At 71.8% G+C, this 21895-nt stretch carries 21 protein-coding genes; 8 read left to right on the plus strand and 13 right to left on the minus strand.

Annotation, left to right across the window (positions count from 1 at the left end):
* Nucleotides 1–17: 17 nt before the first annotated feature.
* The 4 genes from ACSQ2D_RS11065 to ACSQ2D_RS11080 are packed head-to-tail and all read right to left on the minus strand — an operon-like array spanning nt 18 to nt 4022.
* Nucleotides 18–494, minus strand: coding sequence for a hotdog domain-containing protein (locus ACSQ2D_RS11065; protein WP_435985997.1), 477 nt, complete (start codon nt 492–494; stop codon nt 18–20).
* A complete protein-coding gene (locus ACSQ2D_RS11070) occupies nt 491–1288 on the minus strand; it encodes an OAM dimerization domain-containing protein (protein ID WP_435985998.1) in 798 nt (265 codons plus the stop codon). The genes ACSQ2D_RS11065 and ACSQ2D_RS11070 overlap by 4 nt, the downstream gene beginning before the upstream one ends.
* Nucleotides 1285–2898: a lysine 5,6-aminomutase subunit alpha gene (locus ACSQ2D_RS11075; RefSeq protein ID WP_435985999.1), complete on the minus strand. Its 1614-nt coding sequence runs from the start codon at nt 2896–2898 to the stop codon at nt 1285–1287. Before ACSQ2D_RS11075 ends, ACSQ2D_RS11070 begins: the two co-directional genes overlap by 4 nt.
* Entirely contained in the window at nt 2895–4022 is a 1128-nt protein-coding gene (locus tag ACSQ2D_RS11080; RefSeq protein ID WP_435986000.1) for an L-erythro-3,5-diaminohexanoate dehydrogenase, read from the minus strand. Before ACSQ2D_RS11080 ends, ACSQ2D_RS11075 begins: the two co-directional genes overlap by 4 nt.
* A 136-nt stretch (nt 4023–4158) precedes the next feature.
* On the opposite strand from ACSQ2D_RS11080, the gene ACSQ2D_RS11085 reads away from it, so the two are divergent.
* The 5 genes from ACSQ2D_RS11085 to ACSQ2D_RS11105 all read left to right on the plus strand — a co-directional run bounded on the left by ACSQ2D_RS11085 (nt 4159) and on the right by ACSQ2D_RS11105 (nt 8928).
* Entirely contained in the window at nt 4159–5604 is a 1446-nt protein-coding gene (locus ACSQ2D_RS11085) for a KamA family radical SAM protein (RefSeq protein WP_435986001.1), read from the plus strand.
* A gap of 162 nt (nt 5605–5766) precedes the next feature.
* Nucleotides 5767–6504, plus strand: coding sequence for a VOC family protein (locus tag ACSQ2D_RS11090; RefSeq protein ID WP_435986002.1), 738 nt, complete (start codon nt 5767–5769; stop codon nt 6502–6504).
* On the plus strand, nt 6501–7121 hold the full coding sequence (locus tag ACSQ2D_RS11095; protein ID WP_435986003.1) for a TetR/AcrR family transcriptional regulator: 621 nt from the start codon (nt 6501–6503) through the stop codon (nt 7119–7121). Before ACSQ2D_RS11090 ends, ACSQ2D_RS11095 begins: the two co-directional genes overlap by 4 nt.
* A complete protein-coding gene (gene ybaK, locus ACSQ2D_RS11100; RefSeq protein ID WP_435986004.1) occupies nt 7121–7618 on the plus strand; it encodes a Cys-tRNA(Pro) deacylase in 498 nt (165 codons plus the stop codon). Before ACSQ2D_RS11095 ends, ybaK begins: the two co-directional genes overlap by 1 nt.
* A complete protein-coding gene (locus ACSQ2D_RS11105; protein ID WP_435986005.1) occupies nt 7615–8928 on the plus strand; it encodes a multidrug effflux MFS transporter in 1314 nt (437 codons plus the stop codon). The genes ybaK and ACSQ2D_RS11105 overlap by 4 nt, the downstream gene beginning before the upstream one ends.
* A 34-nt stretch (nt 8929–8962) precedes the next feature.
* Here ACSQ2D_RS11105 and ACSQ2D_RS11110 read toward each other — a convergent pair whose 3' ends face one another.
* Entirely contained in the window at nt 8963–9421 is a 459-nt protein-coding gene (locus tag ACSQ2D_RS11110; RefSeq protein WP_056777054.1) for an Lrp/AsnC family transcriptional regulator, read from the minus strand.
* A gap of 131 nt (nt 9422–9552) precedes the next feature.
* Nucleotides 9553–11394 carry an adenylyl cyclase gene (locus ACSQ2D_RS11115; protein WP_435986006.1) on the minus strand — a complete coding sequence of 614 codons (1842 nt, stop codon included), beginning with the start codon at nt 11392–11394 and terminating at the stop codon, nt 9553–9555.
* A gap of 122 nt (nt 11395–11516) precedes the next feature.
* Here ACSQ2D_RS11115 and ACSQ2D_RS11120 point away from each other — a divergent pair, with 122 nt between their 5' ends.
* The gene (locus ACSQ2D_RS11120; RefSeq protein ID WP_435986007.1) at nt 11517–12458 is read left to right on the plus strand and encodes a 5'-3' exonuclease; all 942 of its coding nucleotides are present in this window, start codon (nt 11517–11519) and stop codon (nt 12456–12458) included.
* A gap of 131 nt (nt 12459–12589) precedes the next feature.
* Complete coding sequence (locus ACSQ2D_RS11125) at nt 12590–12814, plus strand: hypothetical protein (protein WP_435986008.1); 225 nt, start codon at nt 12590–12592, stop codon at nt 12812–12814.
* A gap of 200 nt (nt 12815–13014) precedes the next feature.
* Here ACSQ2D_RS11125 and ACSQ2D_RS11130 read toward each other — a convergent pair whose 3' ends face one another.
* From ACSQ2D_RS11130 to ACSQ2D_RS11160, 7 genes are all read right to left on the minus strand, one after another.
* Nucleotides 13015–13215 (minus strand): cold-shock protein, encoded by a 201-nt coding sequence (locus ACSQ2D_RS11130; protein ID WP_020144233.1) that lies wholly within the window; start codon nt 13213–13215, stop codon nt 13015–13017.
* A 220-nt stretch (nt 13216–13435) separates the two neighbouring features.
* Nucleotides 13436–16315: a DEAD/DEAH box helicase gene (locus ACSQ2D_RS11135; protein ID WP_435986009.1), complete on the minus strand. Its 2880-nt coding sequence runs from the start codon at nt 16313–16315 to the stop codon at nt 13436–13438.
* The gene (locus ACSQ2D_RS11140) at nt 16312–17217 is read right to left on the minus strand and encodes a diacylglycerol kinase (protein ID WP_435986010.1); all 906 of its coding nucleotides are present in this window, start codon (nt 17215–17217) and stop codon (nt 16312–16314) included. Before ACSQ2D_RS11140 ends, ACSQ2D_RS11135 begins: the two co-directional genes overlap by 4 nt.
* A gap of 9 nt (nt 17218–17226) precedes the next feature.
* Nucleotides 17227–18033, minus strand: coding sequence for a twin-arginine translocase subunit TatC (gene tatC / locus ACSQ2D_RS11145; protein ID WP_435986011.1), 807 nt, complete (start codon nt 18031–18033; stop codon nt 17227–17229).
* Nucleotides 18034–18072: 39 nt separating this feature from the next.
* A complete protein-coding gene (gene tatA, locus ACSQ2D_RS11150) occupies nt 18073–18444 on the minus strand; it encodes a Sec-independent protein translocase subunit TatA (RefSeq protein ID WP_435986012.1) in 372 nt (123 codons plus the stop codon).
* A gap of 212 nt (nt 18445–18656) precedes the next feature.
* Nucleotides 18657–19649, minus strand: a complete 993-nt coding sequence (locus tag ACSQ2D_RS11155; RefSeq protein WP_435986013.1) for a helix-turn-helix transcriptional regulator — start codon at nt 19647–19649, stop codon at nt 18657–18659.
* Entirely contained in the window at nt 19646–20686 is a 1041-nt protein-coding gene (locus ACSQ2D_RS11160; RefSeq protein ID WP_435986014.1) for a helix-turn-helix transcriptional regulator, read from the minus strand. The genes ACSQ2D_RS11155 and ACSQ2D_RS11160 overlap by 4 nt, the downstream gene beginning before the upstream one ends.
* A gap of 78 nt (nt 20687–20764) precedes the next feature.
* On the opposite strand from ACSQ2D_RS11160, the gene ACSQ2D_RS11165 reads away from it, so the two are divergent.
* Nucleotides 20765–21877: a DUF3866 family protein gene (locus ACSQ2D_RS11165; protein ID WP_435986015.1), complete on the plus strand. Its 1113-nt coding sequence runs from the start codon at nt 20765–20767 to the stop codon at nt 21875–21877.
* Nucleotides 21878–21895 lie beyond the last annotated feature (18 nt).

Consider the following 21895-nt stretch of genomic DNA (forward strand, 5'->3'; position numbering starts at 1 on the left):
GGCCGGGACGTCAGCGCTCAGGGCACGACGACGACGCCACGGGCGGTCGTGGCGACGATCGGCGGGTCGAGCATCTCGGCCGCCGACTCCCCGCGCTCCTGGTTGCCGCGCCCGACGACCCGCACCTCGAAGTCCATCTCGCGCGAGCGGGTGCCGACACGGACGATCTCGGCCGAGATCTCGATGACGTCGCCGGCCGTGATCCGAGAGCGGAACTGGACGTCGCTGTAGGAGGCGAACAGGCCCTCGTCGCCGTCGGTGACGATGCACATCTCGGTGGCGACGTCGCCGAAGGCGGCCATGGAGTAGGCGCCGTCGACGAGGTTGCCGGCGTAGTGCGCGTGGCCGTAGGGGACGTAGCGGCGGTGCGTGATGCGCAGCCCGACCTTGGCCTTGGTCAGCGTGGCCGGCGTGGTCGACGCCGTGGCCGGCGTGGTCGGCGCGGTGGCCGACAGGGGCTCCGGCGCCGCGGCGTCGGTGGTGCTCTCGCTCATGACTTCTTCCCCTTCCGGAGGCCGATCTCGTGGACCAGGTAGCTGGCGACCTCGCCGGGGGTCGTGCCCCGGCCGAAGATCCGGTCGACGCCGAGGGCCTTCTCGGAGCCGTCCTCGAACCGCGGGCCGCCGGCGATGAGGATCGGCACCTGCCCGGCCGGGTAGGCCTCGCGGAAGGCGGCCGACATCTGCGTCGTGTTGTGGATGTGGGCGTCCTTCTGCGTGACGACCTGGCTGACGAGCACGGCGTCGGCCTTCTCGGCGCGGGCCCGGGCGACGAGCTCGGGCACGAGCACCTGGGCGCCGAGGTTGACGACCTTGATCTCGCGGTAGTACTCGAGGCCCTTCTCGCCCGCGAAGCCCTTGATGTTGAGGATCGCGTCGATGCCGACGGTGTGGGCGTCGGTGCCGATGCAGGCCCCGACGACGACGAGCTTGCGGCGCAGCTGCTTCTTGATCGTCAGGTTGGCGTCCTTGGCGGACAGCAGGGGGTACTCGCGCTCGACGACGTGGACGTCGTCGAGGTTGACGAGGTGCGTCGAGCTGCCGTAGACGACGAAGAAGGTGAAGTCGGGGCCCATGGCCTTGGCGTGCACGAGCAGGGCGGGGTCCAGGCCCATCTTGCGGGCGAGCTGGAGCGCGGCGCCCTCGGCCTTCTTGTCGTGCGGCAGGGGCAGCGTGAACGACATCTGCACCATGCCGTCACCGGTCGTGTCGCCGTAGGGCCGGATGACGGAGCCCTGCGGGGCGGCGGTGGTGGCTGCCTGTCCGGGCTGCTGCTTCGCGGCGCTCATCGGCCGGCCCCCTTCGCCGGCGGCGTCCACGCGTCGAGGGCGGTGGTGGCCGGGTTGTCGTAGTCGTCGGCGCGCTCGCTGACCCCGTCGAGGCCCTTGCCCCCGGTCGCCGGCCGCTTCATGAGGCCGAAGGTGCCGTCGGCGATGGCCGCGAGGAGCGGCGCGTCCCCGGCGGCGTCGGTGTCGCTGACGATGCGGTCGAGCAGGTCGACGGCCTCGGAGAGCACCTGGCGCGCGCGCGTCTGGATGAAGCCGTCGCGCGGCGGGTGGAAGTCCTCGGTGAGGCCGCTGGCCGCGTTCATGACGTAGCGGACGTTCTGCAGCGCCAGGTCGCGGTCGGAGAGGAAGGGGGTCACGACGGCCTCGGTCATCATCCCGACGAGCAGGATGCCCTGACCGGTCATGGCGCCGACGAGGTTGAAGAACCCGTCGAGCAGGTAGCCGCGGAAGACGTCGCCCGTCATGTGCTTCGTCGGCGGCATCCACTTCAGCGGAGCGTCCGGGAAGAGCTGCCGGGCGAGCATCGCGTGGGCGAGCTCCATCCGGAAGCTGTCGGGGATCTCGGGATTGATCTCGAAGGCGTGGCCCAGGCCCAGCTGCCAGTCCTCGAGACCGGCCTCCTTGGCGAAGCGCTCGTTGAGCAGCTGGCTCACGGTGACGGTGTGGGCGGCCTCGACGGCGTCGGCGGTCGTGAGGTAGTTGTCCTCACCGGTGTTGATGATGATGCCGGCGCGGGCGTGGACCTGGCGGGAGAAGCGCTGGTCGACGAAGGTGCGGATCGGGTTGATGTCGCGGAAGAGGATGCCGTACATCGAGTCGTTGAGCATCATGTCGAGACGCTCCATGCCCGCGAGGGCCGCGATCTCGGGCATGCACAGGCCCGACGCGTAGTTCGTCAGGCGGACGTAGCGGCCGAGCTCCTTGCTGACGTCGTCGAGGGCCGACCGCATGAGCCGGAAGTTCTCCTGCGTCGCGTACGTCCCCGCGAAGCCCTCACGGGTCGCGCCCTCCGGCACGTAGTCGAGGAGGGACTGACCGGTCGAGCGGATGACGGCGATGATGTCGGCGCCCTCGCGCGCGGCAGCCTGGGCCTGCGGGATGTCCTCGTAGATGTCGCCGGTGGCGACGATGAGGTAGATCCACGGCTTGGTCTTCGGGTCGCCGTGCCGCTTGATGAGACGGTCACGGGTGGCGCGCGAGCGGTCGATGGTGCGCAGCCCCGCACCGACCCCCTTGGCGGCGGCACGACGGGCCGCGGTGGCCTCGCGCCCGGTGGGCAGGCGGAAGGAGACGTTGCCGCTCGCGGCCTTCTGCGCGAGCGTCGTGAGGTCGGGGGCCTCGCCGCGGAGCAGCGCGTCGTAGACCGGCGTCGTGACGCCGTGCTCGAGGCCGACCTCGTCCCGGACGGCCGTCACGAGGTGGTTGACCCACGGCACGCGCTCGTGGTCGGCGCCGGCCAGACCGGCGAGGCGCAGGGTCGCGCGCTCCACCGACACCGTGGTGTGGCTGCGCGCGATCTTCACGACGGGGGCGGCGGCCTTGCGGGCGAGCGAGCGGGCCCGGCGCACGACGGCCGGGTCGAGCTCGAGCATGGCGTTGGGGCGGGTCATGCGTCAGATCCTGCCTTCTCGGTGGCGAGGCGACCCTCGAAGAGGGCCCGCACGGCCGGGACGTCGCGCACGAGGCGCAGCGCCGTCTCGGCGTGGCCGGGCACGTAGCCGTTGCCGACGAGCATCCGCACGTCGGCGGCGAGGCCCTCGGCGCCGAGAGCGGCCGCGGCGAAGTTCGTGGCCATGCTGAAGAAGATGATGGTGCCGCCCTGGGCGGTCGCGAGGATCGCCGGCTGCTCGCAACCGGGCACGTCGACGCACACGACCGTGACGTCGGCCGGTCCGCCTGCGGACTCGACCGCGGCCGCGAGACCGAGCGGCGAGCGCGCGTCGGCGAGGACGACGGCGTCGGCGAGTCCACTCGCCTCGAGGACCGAGCGCTCGCGCTCGACGGGGACGACGCCGATGGTCCGCCCTGCGCCGGCGGCGCGAGCGGCCGCGAGCGAGAGCGAGCCGGACTTGCCCGCCCCGCCGAGGACGGCGACGGTCGGCGCGACGCCGCGGGCGGCGTACTCCCCCACGACACGCTCGACGAGCGCCGGGGCGCCGCACACGTCCATGACCATGAGCGCCAGGTGCGGGTCGAGGTCGGCGGGCAGGGTGGCCGCGATGCTGCGCCCGAAGAGGATGGCGTGGCCGGCGGCGGGCACCTGCTCGGACCGGCCGTCCCAGCGGGCGAGGCCGTCGGTGATCGCGAGCGGCGTCAGGGAGAGCGACACGAGGGTCGCGACACGGTCGCCGACCGCGAGTCCGAGGGTGCTGTCCGGCCCGACCTCCTCGACGGTGCCGATGAGCATGCCGCCCGAGCCCGTCACGGGGTTCTGCATCTTGCCGCGCGTCGCGACGATGTCGAGGACCTCGGCGCGGACCGCCTCCCCGTCCACGGTGCCGCCCGTGCTGTGCTTCTCGGCGAGCTGACGGTAGGACGCCGCGTCGAGGTTGAGGGTCTCGACGGCGATGCGGACCTCGTCGGACCACAGCTCCGGTCGGGCGTCGAGGCGCTGGGCTGCCTGAGGAAGGGTGATGGCGTCGCCGGTGGGCTCGAGCACGCGGTGCAGGCCGACGGGCGACGACACGCGGGCGGCGTCCGTGCGATCCGGGGCGGCCGACGTCGGGTCTGACACGTTCACAAATCCTTCTGTATGTACGGACGGGGACCGAAGATCTTGCGTCAGCATAGGGCTAGGTCGGAGGTATCTTCACAATTTCGTGAGCCGGACGTGTTTGAGCCGGACCGCACCTGCCGTTACTGTTCTCCGCATGAGCAAGGTTGAGCAGCCCTACGCGTACCGCCGACGCGAGCTTGTCGAGCCTGACTGGACGCGTTTCCCGGGCTGGGCGAGTGTCACCCAGGCCGACTGGGACAGCGCACAGTGGCAGCGGGTCAACTGTGTCAGGAACATCAAGCAGTTGCGAGCCCTCATGGGCGACCTGCTCGACGACCGCTTCTACGACGACCTCGCCAAGGACCAGAGCGAGCGCGCGACGATGTCGATGCTCGTCCCGCCGCAGATGCTCAACACGATGGTCCCGTCCACGGACTCGCCGATGCCGTCGGCCGGGCACGACTTCACCGAGGCCTTCTACGCCGACCCGATCCGCAACTACATGCTGCCGGTCTTCTCCGACCGCCGCACCGACTGGCCGTCGCACCCGCACGCCTCGCGCGACTCACTGCACGAGCACGACATGTGGGTGGCCGAGGGCCTGACGCACCGCTACCCCACCAAGGTGCTCGCCGAGCTGCTGCCCACGTGCCCGCAGTACTGCGGCCACTGCACCCGGATGGACCTCGTCGGCAACTCGACGCCCCAGGTCGCCAAGCTGAAGTTCGACCTCAAGCCGGTCGACCGCTACGCCGCGATGCTCGACTACCTCCGCACCTCCCCCGTCGTGCGCGACGTCGTCGTCTCCGGTGGCGACGTCGCCAACATGCCGTGGAAGAACCTCGAGGCGTTCATCGACCAGCTCCTCGACATCGAGAACATCCGCGACATCCGGCTCGCGACGAAGGCCCTCATGGGTCTGCCGCAGCACTGGTTCGCCGAGGACGTCGTCGAGGGCGTCGCCCGGGTGTCGGCGAAGGCGCGCTCGCGGGGCGTCTCGCTCGCGATCCACACGCACGTCAACAACGCCCAGTCGCTGACCCCGTCGGTCGCCCGCGCGTCGAAGGCGATGCTCGACGCCGGCGTCCGCGACGTCCGCAACCAGGGCGTCCTCATGCGCGGCGTCAACGACACGACCGAGCAGCTGCTCGACCTGTGCTTCGGGCTCGCCGACGGCGCCCAGATCACGCCGTACTACTTCTACATGTGCGACATGATCCCGTTCGCCGAGCACTGGAGGCTCTCGCTCGCCGAGGCCCAGCACCTCCAGCACTCGATGATGGGCTACCTTCCCGGCTTCTCGACGCCGCGCATCGTCTGCGACGTGCCCTTCGTCGGCAAGCGCTGGGTGCACCAGGTCGAGGAGTACGACACCGAGCGCGGAATCTCCTACTGGCGCAAGAACTACCGCACCTCGATCGAGGGCGACGACACCGAGGCGATGTCGCGCGAGTACGTCTACTACGACCCGATCTACACGCTGCCCGAGGCCGGTCAGCAGTGGTGGCACCAGTCGGTGGACCACGAGTCGGTCCTGGCGCAGGCGACCGAGCAGGCCGCCACGAGCCGTGCCGCTGCCGAGTCGCAGCTCGTCGTCTGACACAGCACGAGAGCACGTATGCCGTGTGGCCCGGGACCGTCGAGGTCCCGGGCCACACGTCGTCCGGGGTCGAGGACCGGGCATCAATTCCGTTGTCGCCCTCCCCCGGGCCGCCTACCGTGGCTCGGGTCCGTGCACCAGCCGACCGGAGACGAGGCCCCGATGACCAGCAGCCTGACCGAGCTGTGCGTCGACGCGAACGACCCGCTGGTCCTCGCCGGGTTCTGGGCGGGGCTGCTGGGGCGGGAGACCGACGCCGACGGCGTGGTCATCCTCCCGAGGGAGGACCCTGAGCTCGCGATCCGGTTCCTGCCGGGGCCGGTGCGCAGGACGGGGCCGAACCAGATCCACCTGCACCTGACGAGCGCCACGCCCGAGCAGCAGCAGTCGACCGTCGACCGGGCGCTCGCGCTCGGCGGCCGGCACCTCGACGTGGGCCAGAAGCCCGAGGAGGGGCACGTCGTGCTCGCCGACCCGGAGGGCAACGAGCTCTGCGTCATCGAGGCGGGCAACTCCTTCCTCGCCGACACCGCGTTCCTCGGGGAGCTCGCCTGCGACGGCACGCGCGCGGTCGGTCTCTTCTGGAGCCGGGCCCTGGACTGGCCGCTCGTCTGGGACCAGGACGAGGAGACAGCGATCCAGTCGCCCCTCGGCGGCGCGAAGATCGCGTGGGGCGGCCCGCCCGTGCGGCCGAGATCCGGGCGCAACGTCATGCACTTCCACGTGAGCCCGCCGTCACCCGACGAGCAGGAGGCGGAGGTCGAGCGGCTCGTCTCGCTCGGGGCCACCCGGCTCGACGGCGCACGCGGGGACGCGTGCGGGATCGCCCTCGCCGACCCGGACGGCAACGAGTTCTGCGTCCAGACCCCCGGTCACGGCCCCCGTAGACTGCGGCGGTGACTTCCCGCTCCCCCGGCACCCGCGTCCGCATGCCCCGCGCCGAGCGGGAGGCGCAGATGCTGGCGGTGGCCGAGCAGGTCTTCTCGGCCCGTGGCATCCAGGCCGCGACGATGGACGAGATCGCCGAGCTCGTCGGCGTCACCAAGCCCCTCATCTACGACTACTTCGGGTCGAAGGAGGGCCTGCTCGCGGCGACGATCGAGCGGGCCCGCGGGCAGCTGCTCGCGGCGCTCATCGACTCGTGGGTGGCCCAGCCGGGCGCGCCGGCCCGTGCCCGGGTCCGCGGCGTCGTCCACGCGTTCTTCTCCTTCATCGACGAGCACGACCAGGCGTTCGCGCTGCTGCGCACCGAGGGCGCTCTCATCGGTGAGGCCTCGGCGTCCGTCGAGCGCATCCGCCAGCAGACCGCCAAGGCGTTCGCCGAGGGCCTGCGCACGCTCCCGGCGTTCGAGGCCCTCGAGGCCCGACGGGTCACCGTCATGGCCGAGATCCTCATCGGCGGGTGCGAGCGCCTCGCGGTCTGGCGCAGCACGCACCCGGGCACGACGGCCGACGAGGCCACCGACCTCGTCGTCACGACGATCTGGGACGGGCTCGCATCCGTCGCCGACGCCTGATGGCGAGGCACCGCCCGGCCGACGGGCCGTCGACGCCGGCCACCGTCGCGCTCGACCGTGCGGGCATCACGTACTCACGCCACCCGTACGAGCACGACCCGGCGGCGGCGAGCTACGGCCTCGAGGCCGCCGCAGCGCTGGGGGTCGAGCCGTCGCACGTCTTCAAGACCCTGCTCGTCGACACCGGCACGACGCTGGCGGTGGGCGTCGTCCCGGTCGACGGCCAGCTCGACCTCAAGGCCGTCGCGGCAGCGCTCGGCGTCAAGAGCGTGACGCTGGCCGACCCCGCGGCGGCCGAGCGCAGCACCGGCTACGTCGTCGGCGGCATCTCCCCGGTCGGGCAGAAGCGCGCGCTGCCCACGGTCCTCGACGAGACGGCATACGACCACGGGACCGTCTACGTCTCCGGCGGGCGACGCGGCTTCGACATCGGCCTGTCACCTGAGGACCTCGCGGCGGTCACCCGCGCCCGCCGGGCCCGGATCGGTCGCGCATGACCGTCACCCAGGACACGTCCCGGGACGCGTCGTCCGGTGCGTCTGCACGGTCCCGTGTGCCGCGACTGCAGCTCGTCCTCGTCCTCGCCGCCCTGACGATGGTCGGGCCGTTCACCATCGACGCGATCTTCCCTGCGTTCGAGGTGATGACCGGCGAGCTCGGCGTCGACAAGGTCGCGATGCAGCAGACGGTCAGCGTCTACCTCGTCGCGTTCGCGGTCGCGAGCCTCTTCCACGGGTCGCTGTCCGACGCGCTCGGCCGTCGACCCGTCATCCTCGTGGGCTGCGCGCTGTATGCCGTCACGAGTGCCCTGTGCGCGCTGGCGCCGAGCATGCCGCTCCTGCTCGGCGCCCGCGGCGCGCAGGGCCTCGTGGCGGGTGCCGGGATGATCGTCGGGCGCACGGTGGTGCGCGACCTCTTCGACGGCGCGCAGGCGCAGCGCTTCATGAGCCACATCTCGATGATCTTCGCCATCGCTCCGGCGCTCGCGCCGATCGTCGGTGGCGCGATCCTCGGCTGGGGATCGTGGCGCACGATCTTCTGGGTGCTCGCGGGCTACGGCGTGCTCCTCGTCGTGCTGACGCTGACGTCGCTGCCCGAGACGCATCCGGCGGGTGAGCGCGTCCCGTTCCGGCCGAGGCCGCTGCTCGCGTCGTTCACCTCCGCGGCCGGTGACGGGGCCGTGCTGCGCCTCAGCGCCGCGATCGCCCTCAACTTCGGCGCCCTCTTCCTCTACATCTCCTCGGCGCCCGCGATCGTCGTCGACCACCTCGGGCTCGGCGAGCGCGACTTCGGCGTGCTCTTCGTTCCGCTCGTGGTCACCATGATGATCGGCTCGTTCCTCACCGGACGGCTCGCCGGACGTGTGCGTCAGGGTGCCTTCGTCCTCGTCGGCTTCCTCGTGGCCCTCGCCGGTGGCGTCTTCGCCGTCGCCTACCAGGCGGTCGTCGACGTGCCTGCTCTGCCGTGGACCGTCCTGCCGGTGGCGGCCGCCTCGCTCGGCGTCTCCCTCGTGTTCCCGATCCTCACGATCGCGCTGCTCGACCTGCGCCCACGCGAACGCGGGGCCGTCTCCTCGTTCCAGTCCTTCCTCAGCACGTGCGTCAACGCGCTCGTGGCGGGGGCGGTCTCGCCGCTCGTCAGCGGGTCGCTGACGACCCTTGCCGTCGTGGCAGGGTCGATGACGCTCTCCGCGCTCGTGCTCTGGTGGTGGCACCGGCGCCGTATGCGTGCCCGCGCAGGCGCTGCCCATCGACGGGACGACGTCGTGGTCCCGTCACCCGCACCGGAGCCGATCGACCAGCTCTGAGCACGGTCCCTCGGGTCGGTCTTCGAGGGGTCGGTCAGGGGGTCTCGCGCGGCATGGCCGACGCGCTGCGGGCCTCCCACGGCGTCGACAGCACGACGGTCGTGCGTGTCGCGACGTTGGCGGCCGACCGGATGCGCGCGAGCAGGTCCTCGAGGTTGCCCGGCGTGGCGACCCGCACCTTGAGGATGTAGCTCTCGATCCCGGCCACCGAGTGGCAGTCCTCGATCTCGGTGATGTGCCGCAGCCGCTCGGGCACGTCGTCGGGCGCGCTCGGGTCGAAGGGCGTGACCGAGATCAGCGCCGTGAGCGGCAGGCCGAGCGACTCCGGCGACACCTGCGCCGTGTAGCCCGTGACGACCCCACGCTCCTCGAGTCGACGGACGCGCTGGTGCACCGCGGACGTCGACAGGCCCGTGGCCTTGCCGAGGTCCGTGTAGCTCATCCGGCCGTCCGCGAGCAGCAGGCCGACGAGGCGACGGTCGAGATCTTCCATGGCCGAAGGGTAGACCAGCGGTTACCTGACGGGTGCTCCATTCCTCATGCCGGTACGACCGCCCCGGGACGGGCGGGCGCACCGGCATGCTGACGGAGGTTCAGGGAGACTCAGCGGAGGTCCGGGGAGGCTCAGGGGAACGACGTGACCGTGCTCGGCACCCCGACGGCCGCCGAGCTCACCGGCGCCCCGGTGTCGTTGACGACGTGGTCGAGCGTGCCTGCCCCCAGCTGGACGGTGAGGAGGGAGTGCAGGCGTACGCCCGGGGTGACGGGCACCTCGAAGCCGCGCGTCGCGTGGATCGTCGGGTCGACGTTCGTGTAGATGTAGCTGCCGCCGCCCCACAGCTCGTGGGTGCGCACCGTGTCGGCGACCTTGTAGCCCGCCCACCCGAGCACGCCGTCGTGCTGCCAGGCGGCCTGGTTCGGCGCGTCGTACGGCAGCTCGTTCTGGTAGAACACGGTGCGCCCGCGCTCACCGTTCCACACGGTGTTGTACTCCCGGAAGTGCTCGGAGAAGAGGCCGGTCGCGGTCACGTCGTCGCCGTTGACGACGACACCGTTCTCGGACGGGTTGACCGTCCAGCCGACGCCCTCGCCGTGGTCGGCGCGCCAGGCCCAGATGTCGTCGAGCAGCGTGTGGTCGCTGTTGACCTCGAGGCCGACGGTCGCGCGGCCCGCGAAGGGGCCACCGACGCGGAGGAAGACGTCGAGCAGGGTCGTGGGGTTGGCGGCGTCCGACCGGGTCGCCGCGCGCCCGGAGCCGACGCGCACGAGCGCCGGTGAGTTGACCGGGCCGGCGTCGACCATGAGGCCGGCGACGACGACACCGGGGACGTCCCCGATGACGAGCGGCACCGCTCCCCCGCGGGCCGTGAGGCTCGCGAGGCCCATGGCGAGGACGACGGTGTCGGCCCGGCGCACGGTGATGCTGCGGTCGACGTCGTAGACACCGGGCGTCAGCAGCAGGTGCTTCCCGCGAGCCAGCTGGCTGTTGATCGTCGACACCGAGTCGGAGGGGCGGGCGACGTAGAAGTCCGAGAGCGGCACCGATCGGCCGGGGGTCTGGCCGTCCGCCCAGGTCACACCGGACGAGTCGGCCGTGGCCGAGGGGACCCGCACCTGCCACGTGCCGGAGGCGTCGACGTAGAGGAAGGGCCGCTCGCGGCTCACCGGCGTCTTGTCGAGCGTCGTGTAGGGCGGGCTCGGGAAGGAGGTGGCCGGCGCCCCGTCGACACCCGAGAAGACCTGGTTCCAGACGGCGTTGGACCAGCCGCCGATCTCGCTGTTGCGCACGAGGTACTGCTGCTGGGAGCCGTTGATGACGAAGCCGGTGCGCGTGTCGGCGATGAACCCGCCGCTGGCGTACTGGGGGCCGGCCGTGCAGTAGTCCATGAGCGTCAGGTTGCCGCCGACGATGTTGACCCGGCGCATGGGCGCGGCCTGCGAGGCCGCCCAGAAGTTGCCCGAGGCACGGCAGTCCGACAGGCCCGTGACGTTGATGGTGAGGTTGGACAGCGACCGCCAGAAGTTGTTGAGGGCGATGCAGTTGTCGGGTGCCAGGCACCGGTTGTAGACGTCGACGTGCCCGTTGATGACGACGTCGGTGGGCAGCGCGCCGAGCCCCGCGACCTCGGTGTAGTAGCCGACGCGCACGATGAGCGGGTCGGCGGCCGTGCCGTACGTGCCGGGCTTGAACAGCAGCGTGTAGCGGGAGGGGCCCATCTCGTTGTCGACCTGCTCGTCGTAGACGGCGTCGACGCTCGCGCGGATGTCGGCCACCGACATGCTCGGGTCGTAGACGCGGACGTTCGGGCCGAGGTCGGGCCCCGGGCGCGGTGGGGGTGCCGCCGAGGCACTGCCGGCACCCACGAGGGCGACGGCGGCCGCGATCGCGACGAGCACGGCCGACGCGCGGCGCGCCCAGCCTGCACGGGCGGGGGTGGACGTGGGGCCAGCACTGCGAGACGTCATCGTCGTCGTCGCCTCTCCGCGAGGGGGGTGCGCTCCGGGTGGTCGCGCTCTCACGCCATCATCGTGGCCCCACGGGGCCGCGGCAAGGTGCGCTCCCGTCGTGGCCCGGTACCCTCTCGCGTATGCCGTCCCGAGCCCCCAGGATGCTCCTGCTCGACTCCGCGTCGCTCTACTTCCGCGCCTTCTTCGGCGTGCCCGAGGTGATCGGTCCGAGCGGGGTGCCGACCAACGCGGTCCGCGGGCTGCTCGACATGATCGCCTCGCTCGTCGAGCGGGGTCGCCCGACGCACCTCGTCGCCTGCTGGGACAACGACTGGCGTCCGGCGTTCCGCGTCGAGGCCATCCCGTCCTACAAGGCCCACCGCGTGGCGGAGCCGGGGCCCGACGAGCTCGCCGGCGAGACGGTCCCCGAGGCCCTCGGCGTGCAGGTGCCGATCATCGTCGACGCGCTGACGGCCCTCGGCATCGCCCGGGTGGGCGTCGACGGCTATGAGGCCGACGACGTCATCGGCACCTTGGCCACCGCGTTCAGCGGCCGCATGCCGGTCGACATCGTCACGGGCGACCGGGACCTCTTCCAGCTCGTCGACGACGCGAACCAGGTGCGCGTCATCTACACCGCCCGTGGCGGCGTGCGCTCCCCCGACCTCGTCGACGAGGCCTTCCTGGCCGAGAAGTACGGCGTCGGCACCGGACCGGCGTACGGCGACATGGCGATCCTTCGCGGTGACACGAGCGACGGTCTGCCGGGCGTCGCGGGCATCGGCGAGAAGACCGCGGCCAAGCTCATCACGACCTACGGGACCCTCGCGGCGATCCGGGCGGCGATCGACGACGGCGACCCCGCGATCAAGGGCGCCCAGCGTGCCCGTCTCGAGGCCGCCGGCGACTACCTCGACGCCGCCCCCCGCGTCGTGGCCGTGGCCAAGGACGCCGCCGTGCCCGACATCGACCTCGCCGCACCGTCGGCCGTCGCCGACCCCGCCCTGATGTCGCGGCTGGCCGTCGAGCACGGCCTCACGTCGTCCTTCGACCGCGTCATCTCCGCCCTCGGCATCGACTGACCCGCGGCACGTGCGCCGGACCGTCCGCGACGTCACGGTACGGTCACCTTTCGGTCGGCCGGACGCGTGCGTGAGCGTCCGAAGGCGACCCGGGGTTCACCACCCGGGCGCAGAAAGGCGCATACTGAAGGGTGCCCACCCATGGAACCCCCGACCGTCGTCGCCACCTGTCCAGCAGCCCGTTCAGGCCGGCCCCGGCTCCGGACATCGAGGAGTTCGCGGTCGGTGACCGGGTCTCCCACCTGCGTCACGGACTCGGCGTCGTCGTCTCGTGCACTCCCGCCACCGTGACCCTGAAGTTCGAGTCCGGCGTGGTCCGCGTCAACAGCCCGTTCGAGCGTGTGACCCGGCTCTGAACGCACGCTGAACGATCTTCGCGGCGAGCCCGGAGCTGCTGCGGACCTGCCATTCGGCCGTCCGCCCGCCACCGGACGCCGCCCCGGACCGCGACCGGCACACGGCACGACGCGGACCCGGGCATGACGAAAGGCCGGTCCCCACACGGGGACCGGCCTTCGTCGTACGGACTCTTGGGTCCGACGAGATCAGCGAGCGATCAGAGAGCGCGGACGCGCATCGCCTGCGGGCCCTTGGGGCCCTGCTCGACGTCGAACTCGACGGCCTGGTTCTCCTCGAGGCTGCGGTAGCCGTTGCCCGTGATCTCCGAGTAGTGGACGAAGACGTCGGGACCCTCGGTCGGGGCGATGAAGCCGAAGCCCTTCTCCGAGTTGAACCACTTGACGGTTCCCTGTGCCATGTTTTTCTCCTTTGGGTGGAAGTGAGTCGTTGCTTGTCAGCGACCCCCGGTCGGCAGAGACGCGACCACTTTCCAGAAACCCTGAAGAAACAGTTGCGCTCGCAATGGCGTTCCTTGCGAGCGTGTGAAGACACGAGCACCAAAAACGTCGACCGGTGCCCCAACCATAGCCGACCGGGCACCCCCGACGACAATCGCGACGGGGGCGCAGCAGCGCTGCTCAGTCGAGACGGTCGGCCGCGACGACCCCGCGCAGGACGCCGTCGCTCGCCCGGCGCGCCGTCGTCGCGAGGTCCGGGTCCGCCGCGTCGGTCAGCTGCCCCAGCAGGTCGATGACCTGCTTGCAGCGGCGCACGAAGTCGCCTGCGGCGAGGTCGGTCCCGCGCAGCACGTCCTCGAGACGCTGCCCGCTCGCCCACCGGTGCATGGCCCACGCGAGGCCACCGTCCGGCATACCGGTACGCGGGAGCGCCAGGGCGCCCTCGGCGTCCTCGAGGTCGGACCAGATCCGGATCATCCGGTCGTACGCCTCGCGCACGTCGTCGTTGGGCCAGCGCGGGGTGAGCCCGGTCTCCTCCCGACGAGGCTCGTGCACGAGCGTCGAGACGACCGCCGCGAGCGACGGCGGGTCGAGACGTCTCCAGACCCCCTCGCGCAGCGACTCCGCGGCGAGCAGGTCCTTCTCGGTGTAGAGCTGGCGCAGGCGGTCGCCGTCGGTCGTGACCGTCTGACCCCCCGGGCCGAGGTAGCCCATCTCGACGAGCAGCTCGCAGATGCGGTCGAAGGTCTTGGCGACGGAGTTCGTGCGCCCGTCGATCTTGCGCTGGATGCCGTCGGTCTCGCGACGCAGGCGCCACCATCGCTCGGCCCAGCGCGCGTGGTTCTCGCGGTCTGGGCAGCGGTGGCACGGGTGCGTCTTCATCTGCCGACGCAGCTCGTCGACGCGGTCGTCGGACGGGTCCGCCTCGGCCTGTCGCCGCCGTGACGGCGGGTCGTGCGGCATCGTGGCGCGCAACGTCGCCGCGAGGTCACGACGCGCCTTGGGGTTGCGGGCGTTGAACTGCTTGGGCACGCGCATCGAGCCGAGCGGCTCCAGGGGCGTCGGGACGTCGTGCAGGGTCAGGCGGCGCAGCTGGTGGTCCTCGGTGACGACGGCCGGGGACGCCGACTCCCCCTTGCCGCCCCGGTTGGGCATGACGACGACGGCCAGGCCGCTGTGGCGTCCCGCGGGGATGCGCACGATGTCGCCGATCTTCAGCGACTCCAGGGAGATCGCCGCAGCCGTGCGCACCGACGCGGAACGGGCCCTCGCCCCCTCCTTCTCGACGTCGCGGATCTCGTTGCGGATGGCGGCGTACTCGGAGAAGTCACCGAGGTGGCACGTCATCTGCTCGGCGTAGCCGGCCAGGGCCTCCTCGTTGCGGCGGACCGTGCGGACGAAGCCGACGACGGCCCGGTCGGCCTGGAACTGGGCGAACGAGGTCTCGAGGATCTCGCGGGCGCTCTCCCGGCCGAACTGGCGCACGAGGTTGACGGCCATGTTGTACGTCGGCCGGAAGCTCGAGCGCAGCGGGTAGGTGCGCGTCGACGCGAGGCCGGCGACGCCCGCTGGGTCGAGCCCGCGGTTCCACAGCACGACGGCGTGACCCTCGATGTCGATGCCGCGGCGACCGGCACGCCCGGTGAGCTGGGTGTACTCGGCCGGCGAGATGTCGACGTGGCTCTCGCCGTTGAACTTCACGAGCTTCTCGAGCACGACGGTGCGCGCCGGCATGTTGATGCCGAGGGCCAGGGTCTCGGTCGCGAACACAGCCCGCACCCGGCCGGCGGTGAAGAGCTCCTCGACGATCTCGCGGAACGTCGGCAGCATGCCGGCGTGGTGGGCGGCGAAGCCGCGGGACAGCCCGTCGACGAAGTCCCAGTAGCCGAGCACCGAGAGGTCCTCCTCGGCCAGACCCTGGATGCGCTCCTCGACGAGGCGCCGGTTGGCCTCCCCCTCGGACTCGGGGATGAGGCGCATGCCGCTCGACAGCAGCTGGCCGACGGCGCCGTCGCAGCCGGCGCGGCTGAAGATGAAGGTGATCGCGGGCAGCAGCCCCTCGCGCTCGAGGCGCTCGATGACCTCGGCTCGGGTCGCGCCTCCACCGGGCCGGCCACCGCGGGCGAAGCCGCGTCCACCGTCGCCGCCACCGGGTCCGCGCCCCGACGGGGAGTCGTTTCCGCGACGGCCTCGGCCGGCCCAGTCGTCCCGTCCGCCGCGGCCGCCGCCACCGGACCCACCCCGCGCGCCCTTGCCGCGTGGACGGCCCTTGTCGCGCCCACCCCGCGAGCTGACCCAGTGCGAGTCCCACGCGCCACGACCCTCGGTGCCGCGGATGGCGTGCACGAGGTCGGGGTTGACGCTCACCGAGTAGCGGCCGGGTGCGGCCACGAAGTGCTCGTCGTCCGCGCGGGCGTCGCGCTCCTCGACGAAGAGGTCGAAGAGGGTCTGGCCGACCATCATGTGCTGCCAGAGCGGCACCGGACGGTGCTCCGAGACGATCACCTCGGTGTCGCCGCGGACCTCGCCGAGCCAGGCGCCGAACTCCTCGGCGTTGCTCACCGTCGCCGACAGCGAGACGACGCTGACGTCGGGGGGCAGGTGGATGATGACCTCCTCCCACACCGCCCCGCGGAAGCGGTCGGCGAGGTAGTGGACCTCGTCCATGACGACCCAGCCGAGCCCGCGCAGGGTCGTCGACCCGGCATACATCATGTTGCGCAGGACCTCGGTCGTCATGACGACGATCGGGGCCTCGCCGTTGACCGAGGAGTCACCGGTCAGCAGGCCGACCTTGGCGGCGCCGTGGACGCGCACGAGGTCGGCGTACTTCTGGTTCGACAGGGCCTTGATCGGCGTCGTGTAGAACGCCTTGCGTCCCGTCGCGAGGGCCAGGTGCACGGCGAACTCGCCGACGATCGTCTTGCCGGCACCCGTCGGTGCCGCCACGAGGACTCCGCGGCCCTCCTCGACCGCCCGACAGGCCTCGGTCTGGAAGTCGTCGAGGGGGAACTCGAGCTGCGCGGCGAACTCGGCCAGCCTCGGCCACGTGGCGATCACGCGGGCACCTCCATCGGGGTCACGACGTGCAGGGCACCGGGCACTGCCTCGGCGTCGATCGGTAGGTCGGCGAACGTCTCGCCATCGGCCTGTGAGTGGATACCGCTCGCCTCCAAGCGAACTCGCCGGGCGCGATGGATCTCGACGGCCGGGTGGGTGGTGTGCGTTCCGGAGTAGACCTTGGGGAAGACCCGCAGGAACGCGGGGATCGACAACGCGTGGACGATCAAGACGTCGAAGAGGCCGTCGGTGACGTCGGCATCGGGACAGACCCGCATGCCACCACCGAAGGAGGTCGTGTTGGCGACGGCCACGAGCATCGCCCGCGTCTCGAGACGACGCCCGTCGAGCTCGACGGCATACGGGATGGGGCGGAAGACGGGGAGCTCACGCAGCACGGCGAGGTTGTAGCGCATCTGCCCGCGCGGCCACGTCATGCGCTGGGCGCGGGCGTTGACGACGGCGTCGAAGCCGGCGCCGAGCACGCCGCCGAACCACCTCTCGCCGGCCACGCCGTGGGTGACCCGGCCGAGGTCGATCTCGCGCGTCCGACCCTCGGTGAGCAGCGCGACCGCAGCGCGCGCGTCACGGACGGGGAGACCGAGGTTGCGCGCGAAGTCGTTGCCGGTGCCGGCAGCGACGACGCCGAGCCGAGAGGGCGTGCCCGCGCAGAGGTTGACCCCGAGGTGGACCATCCCGTCGCCCCCGACGACGAGCACCGTGTCCACGCCGGTGGAGACGACCTCACGGGCCCGCGCGCGGGCCTGCTGGTAGTCGCTGCCCGACACGTCGACGACGTCATGACCCGCCTCGTGCAGCAGCCTGCGCGTCTCGTCGCCCATCTGCCGTCCGACGCCCTTCCCGGAGGTGGGGTTGACGATCAGGGCGACACGCTGGGACACACCCGAACGCTACAGGGCAGAGGCCTGGTCGTCGGGGACGTCCAACCAGTCGGGCTTGTGCTCCTGCTTGCGCCGGTCGAGCAGGTAGGCGATCCCGACCGAGGCGAAGTAGAGCAGCACCATGGGACTGGCGAGGAAGAGCATGGTGTACGCGTCGGGCGTCGGGGTCATGATCGCCGCGAAGACGAGGATGATCATGACGGCCGGCCGCCAGCCCTTGAGCATCGCCTGCGCCGACAGGACGCCGACGAGGTTGAGCGCGACGAGGAAGACCGGGAGCAGGAACGCGCAGCCGAAGGCGACGATGAACTTGAGGACGAAGTTGAGGTACTGCGACCCGTCCTGCAGGTTGTAGGCGCCGTCCGGAGTGAAACCGAGCAGGACCGCGACGGCCTTGGGCACCATGATGAACGCGAAGAAGCAGCCGGCGAGGAAGAGCGGCACCGCGGCGACGACGAAGAGTCGCGCGATGAGCTTCTCCTTCTTCGTCAGGCCCGGGACGATGAATCCCCAGATCTGGAAGAGCCAGACCGGCGACGCGACGATGAGCCCGACGAAGAGCGACGTCGTCAGCTGGAGCGCGAACGCGTCGGTCATGCCGGCGAAGTTGATGTTGACGACACCCTCGCGGCCGACCTGGAGCTCACGCAGGGGCTTGGTCAGGGCGTTGATGACCTGGTCGTAGTAGATCCAGCCGAGGACACCGCCGATGATGATCGCGATGGCGCTGATCGTGATGCGGTTGCGCAGCTCACGGAGGTGATCGCCGAGCGACATCCGCCCCTCGGGGTCGCGCTGGCGTCGCAGTGACGGCATTCAGGTGATTCCGTGTGAAGGGTTCGGGATCCGACCCACTCAGAGCGTCGTGTCGCGACGGACGTCGTCCGTGCTGCTGGTCGGCGTGGGGCTCGTCGTCGGCGTCGGGGCGCCGGCCCGGAGGCGGTCGGCCTCGGCGCGGGCCTCGGCGGCGCGGCGCTCGGCGTCGGCGAGGCGGGCGTCGGCGGCGCGGCGCTCGGCCTCGGCGTCCACGACGTCACCGGGGACGGTGGTCTGGGAGGCGTCGCTCGGGACGGGCTTGCCGTCCTTCTTCAGCTCGTCGACCTCGGACTTGAAGACCCGGGCGGAGCGGCCGAGGCTGCGGGCCATGTCGGGGAGCTTCTTCCAGCCGAACAGGGCGATGAGCACGACCGCGATGATGATGAGTTCGGGGGCACCCAGGTTGGGCATGGTTACGTCTCCTCGTCGAAAGCCGGTCCGGATCCGAACCGTCATGGTGCAGCCTCGGTGCTGCAGGTGTCCAGCATACGTGCGCCCGGTGAACCTGACCCGTGCGGCGCCAGTGAGAACGGCCAACTGACCGGTATGTGGGCACCCGGGGTCACTGGGTGGACAGCGGTCGCGTCGCCGCGGGACCCGCGGCGCCCCGGCGTGTCGGGTGGTCAGCCGTCCGAGCCGTAGGCCGACAGCGCGGCGCGGGCCTCGTCGGCGACGGCGTCGACGAGCTCGGGCGGCTCGACCACGCGGGCCTCTCCCCCGAGGCGCAGCACGAGCCGACGCACGAGGGCGGGGTCGGCCACCTTGAGCGTGACGCGCAGCGACCCGTCGGGGCCGCGCTCCACGCCCTCGTTGGGGTAGTAGTCGGCGATCCAGGCGGCCCAGCGGCTCGCCTCGATGACGACGGTGACGTCGTTCTCACCGGGGACGAAGACGTCGTCGAGGTCACGGGGACGCGCGTCCTCCGGCGGCGTGCCGTCGACGTCGAGCACCGACGCGTCCTCGATCCGGTCGAGCCGGAAGAGCCGGACGTCCTCGGCGCGGTGGCAGTAGCCCTCGACGTACCACTGGGCGTCGAGGTTGAGGATGCGCATGATGTCGACGTCCCGCTCGGTCGACTCGTCGCGCGTCGCGACGTAGTAGCGCAGGTGGACCCGACGCCCGCGGGCGAAGGCGTCCTTGAGGGTCGCCATGGCCGCGTGCTGGCTGCCGTCGTCGAGGTCGAGGTCGATCCGGCCCGTGGGCCCGCCGACGGTCGTCGCGGCCGCAGCCCGGATCTTCTCGAGGGTGCGCTCGGCGACGTCCGAGCCGACGAGCGTCGATCCCAGGGCCTGGAGGCCGGCGGTCAGGGTGACGGCCTCGTCGCGCGTCAGCCGCATCGGCGCCGCGATGTCGTCGGCGTTGTCGAGGTAGATGTGGCCGCTGTCCCACTGCGCGTCGATGAGCTCGGCATGGCCGTAGCCGGGCGTGCCGCACACGAAGAGCAGCTCGAGGTCCTCGACGACCTGCTGCTCGTCGACCCCGAACTCCTGTGCCGCCTCGGCGATCGACACGCCCCGGTGCTGCAGCAGCCACGGGACCATGTCGAGCAGCCGTCCGAGGCGTTGCGTGGCCGTCTCGGGGGCACGCCGTGCCGTCGTGCGTCGTGTCGTGCTCATGCCTGCTCCCCCGTCCGGACCTGCTCGCCGTCCGACCGCCCATCCTCTTCGGCCTGTCCAGCCGGCTCGGCCTGCGCCTCGAGCACGGCCCGGAGCGCGGACCTCACCCCGTCGACGAGCTCGGGCGGCGACACGGCCACGGCATGCGTGCCGAGGGCGACGACGTCGCGCTCGGTCGTGCCGCGGCGGTAGGGCACCTCGATCTCGGCCCACCGCTCGTCGAGCTCGGTCGTGCGCTGGGCGTGCCGGCGCAGGGTGTGGCCCCGGCCGTGCCGCACGCGCACGACCGCGGTGCCCTCGGGCTCGGGCAGCTGCGCCTCGAGGGCCACCTCGGGCACGTGGTCGGTCGGGACGGCATACGAACCCGCCCGTCCCTTGCGACGGACGGCGCCCTCGAAGCGGCTGAGCCGGAAGGCGCGCTCGTCGCCACGGTCGACGTCGAAGCCCGTGAGGTACCAGCGGCCGTGCCAGTTCTTCAGCGCCCAGGGCTGCACGTGACGGGTCGTCAGCTCACCGTCGTTCTTGCGGTAGTCGAAGGTGATCGGCTGCAGGGCCGACACGGCGGCGTGCACCGCCTCGAAGGCCGGCTCCTTGGTGCGGATGCGCGGCTCGGCACCCGCGGCCACGGACTCGTCGATCTCGACGCCGGACAGCCGCAGCTTGCGCAGGCCCGCGGACGCGGCGCCCGAGATGCTCGCCGTCGACCACGCGCGGGCGGCCAGCGCCAGGGCGGCGACCTCGTCGGCCTCGAAGCTGATCGCCGGCAACGTCGTCTCGCTCGCGTCGATGCGGTAGCCGACCTCGTCGTCGAAGAGGACGTCGAGGACCGTCGTCGTGATGGGGATGCCCATCTCGCGCAGCTCGTCCTTGTCGCGCTCGAACATGCGGTCGAAGGCCTCGTCGGAGCTCGCCTGGGCGTAGGCCGGCAGCGACTCGCGGATCTTCTGCTTCGAGACCGGTCGCCGCGCGGACTTCAGCGCGAGGATGAGGTTGAGCAGCCGTTCGGTCTTGTCGGCCGAGGCAGACGCAGGGCTCATCGAGACCTTCCTGAAGGGGCGCGGCGCAAGGGGGGCAGTCCGACGCTACCCGAACATGCGATCGAATAGGGTCAGCCCATGATCCAGTGGCGCCGGGGTGTCGTGGTCGAGGTGCGCTCGCGCTGGGCGGGCGCGGTCGAGTATGCCGTCCGGCTGCCCTCCGGTGACGTCGTCCGCGCGCTCGGCTACGTCGACGTCGTCGGTGACCTCCGTCCCGGGACCGCCGTGCTGCTCAACACGACGGCCCTCGAGCGGGGGCTCGGCACCGGCGGCCTCGCCATCGTCGTCGCCGCGCCGGACGCCCTCCCCCGCCCCGTCGACGACGTCACCGCCGTGCCCGGGCACGTCGTCAAGGCGCGCTACACCCCCTCCCAGACGATGGTGCTCGGGGTCGACGAGCAGGACAGCGAGCACCACGCGGTGCTCGCCGAGGCCGACGACCTCGACGGGCTGCCCGTCGTCGTGGCCGACCTCCACTCGGCGCTGCCCGCGATCCTCGCGGGCGTGCGCGAGACCGCGCCGACGCTGCGGGTCGCCTACGTCATGACCGACGGCGGCGCGCTGCCCATCGACTTCTCCCGCACCGTGGCCGGTCTGCGCGAGGCCGGCTGGCTCGACGCGTCGATCACCGTCGGTCAGGCCTTCGGCGGCGACCTCGAGGCGGTCAACGTCCACACGGGGCTGCTCGCCGCGCGCCACGTCGTCGGTGCCGACGTCGTCGTCGTCTCGCAGGGGCCGGGCAACCTCGGCACGGGCACCCGGTGGGGCTTCTCCGGGACCTCGGCGGGCGAGGCCGTCAACGCCGCAGGCACTCTCGGCGGCCGCCCGGTCTGCTCCCTGCGCATCTCGGAGGCCGACCCGCGCGAGCGGCACCGCGGCGTCTCGCACCACAGCCTGACGGCATACGGCCGCGTGGCGCTCGTGCCGGCCGACGTGCCGGTGCCCGACCTCCCCGGGGAGGTCGGCACCCGGGTCCTCGCGCAGGCGCGCGCACTCGCGGCGGCGAGCGACGGGCGCCTCACCCTCCAGGAGGTGGCGACAGAGGGGCTCGACGCCGCCCTGCGCGCGTCGCCGGTGCCGCTGCGCACCATGGGGCGCGGATACGACGACGACCGCGCCGGATTTCTCGGCGCGGCCGTCGCGGGGAGGTATGCCGCTCGCGTGGTCCGGCGCGCGTCACGCCTGGCCTGACGAGCGACGCGAGCGCAT

The sequence above is a fragment of the Terrabacter sp. LjRoot27 genome (assembly GCF_964254175.1).
In the GTDB taxonomy this organism is placed as follows: domain Bacteria; phylum Actinomycetota; class Actinomycetes; order Actinomycetales; family Dermatophilaceae; genus Terrabacter.

Bases quoted from the DNA above. Each gene is read 5' to 3' on its own strand.
- ACSQ2D_RS11165 (WP_435986015.1), top strand. From the start codon at position 20,765: ATGATCCAGTGGCGCCGGGGTGTCGTGGTCGAGGTGCGCTCGCGCTGG.
- ACSQ2D_RS11120 (WP_435986007.1), top strand. From the start codon at position 11,517: ATGCCGTCCCGAGCCCCCAGGATGCTCCTGCTCGACTCCGCGTCGCTC.
- ACSQ2D_RS11160 (WP_435986014.1), bottom strand. From the start codon at position 20,686: ATGAGCCCTGCGTCTGCCTCGGCCGACAAGACCGAACGGCTGCTCAAC.
- ACSQ2D_RS11110 (WP_056777054.1), bottom strand. From the start codon at position 9,421: ATGGAAGATCTCGACCGTCGCCTCGTCGGCCTGCTGCTCGCGGACGGC.
- tatA (WP_435986012.1), bottom strand. From the start codon at position 18,444: ATGCCCAACCTGGGTGCCCCCGAACTCATCATCATCGCGGTCGTGCTC.
- ACSQ2D_RS11075 (WP_435985999.1), bottom strand. From the start codon at position 2,898: ATGACCCGCCCCAACGCCATGCTCGAGCTCGACCCGGCCGTCGTGCGC.
- ACSQ2D_RS11115 (WP_435986006.1), bottom strand. From the start codon at position 11,394: ATGACGTCTCGCAGTGCTGGCCCCACGTCCACCCCCGCCCGTGCAGGC.
- ACSQ2D_RS11070 (WP_435985998.1), bottom strand. From the start codon at position 1,288: ATGAGCGCCGCGAAGCAGCAGCCCGGACAGGCAGCCACCACCGCCGCC.
- ACSQ2D_RS11105 (WP_435986005.1), top strand. From the start codon at position 7,615: ATGACCGTCACCCAGGACACGTCCCGGGACGCGTCGTCCGGTGCGTCT.
- tatC (WP_435986011.1), bottom strand. From the start codon at position 18,033: ATGCCGTCACTGCGACGCCAGCGCGACCCCGAGGGGCGGATGTCGCTC.
- ACSQ2D_RS11090 (WP_435986002.1), top strand. From the start codon at position 5,767: ATGACCAGCAGCCTGACCGAGCTGTGCGTCGACGCGAACGACCCGCTG.
- ACSQ2D_RS11130 (WP_020144233.1), bottom strand. From the start codon at position 13,215: ATGGCACAGGGAACCGTCAAGTGGTTCAACTCGGAGAAGGGCTTCGGC.
- ACSQ2D_RS11155 (WP_435986013.1), bottom strand. From the start codon at position 19,649: ATGAGCACGACACGACGCACGACGGCACGGCGTGCCCCCGAGACGGCC.
- ybaK (WP_435986004.1), top strand. From the start codon at position 7,121: ATGGCGAGGCACCGCCCGGCCGACGGGCCGTCGACGCCGGCCACCGTC.
- ACSQ2D_RS11085 (WP_435986001.1), top strand. From the start codon at position 4,159: ATGAGCAAGGTTGAGCAGCCCTACGCGTACCGCCGACGCGAGCTTGTC.
- ACSQ2D_RS11065 (WP_435985997.1), bottom strand. From the start codon at position 494: ATGAGCGAGAGCACCACCGACGCCGCGGCGCCGGAGCCCCTGTCGGCC.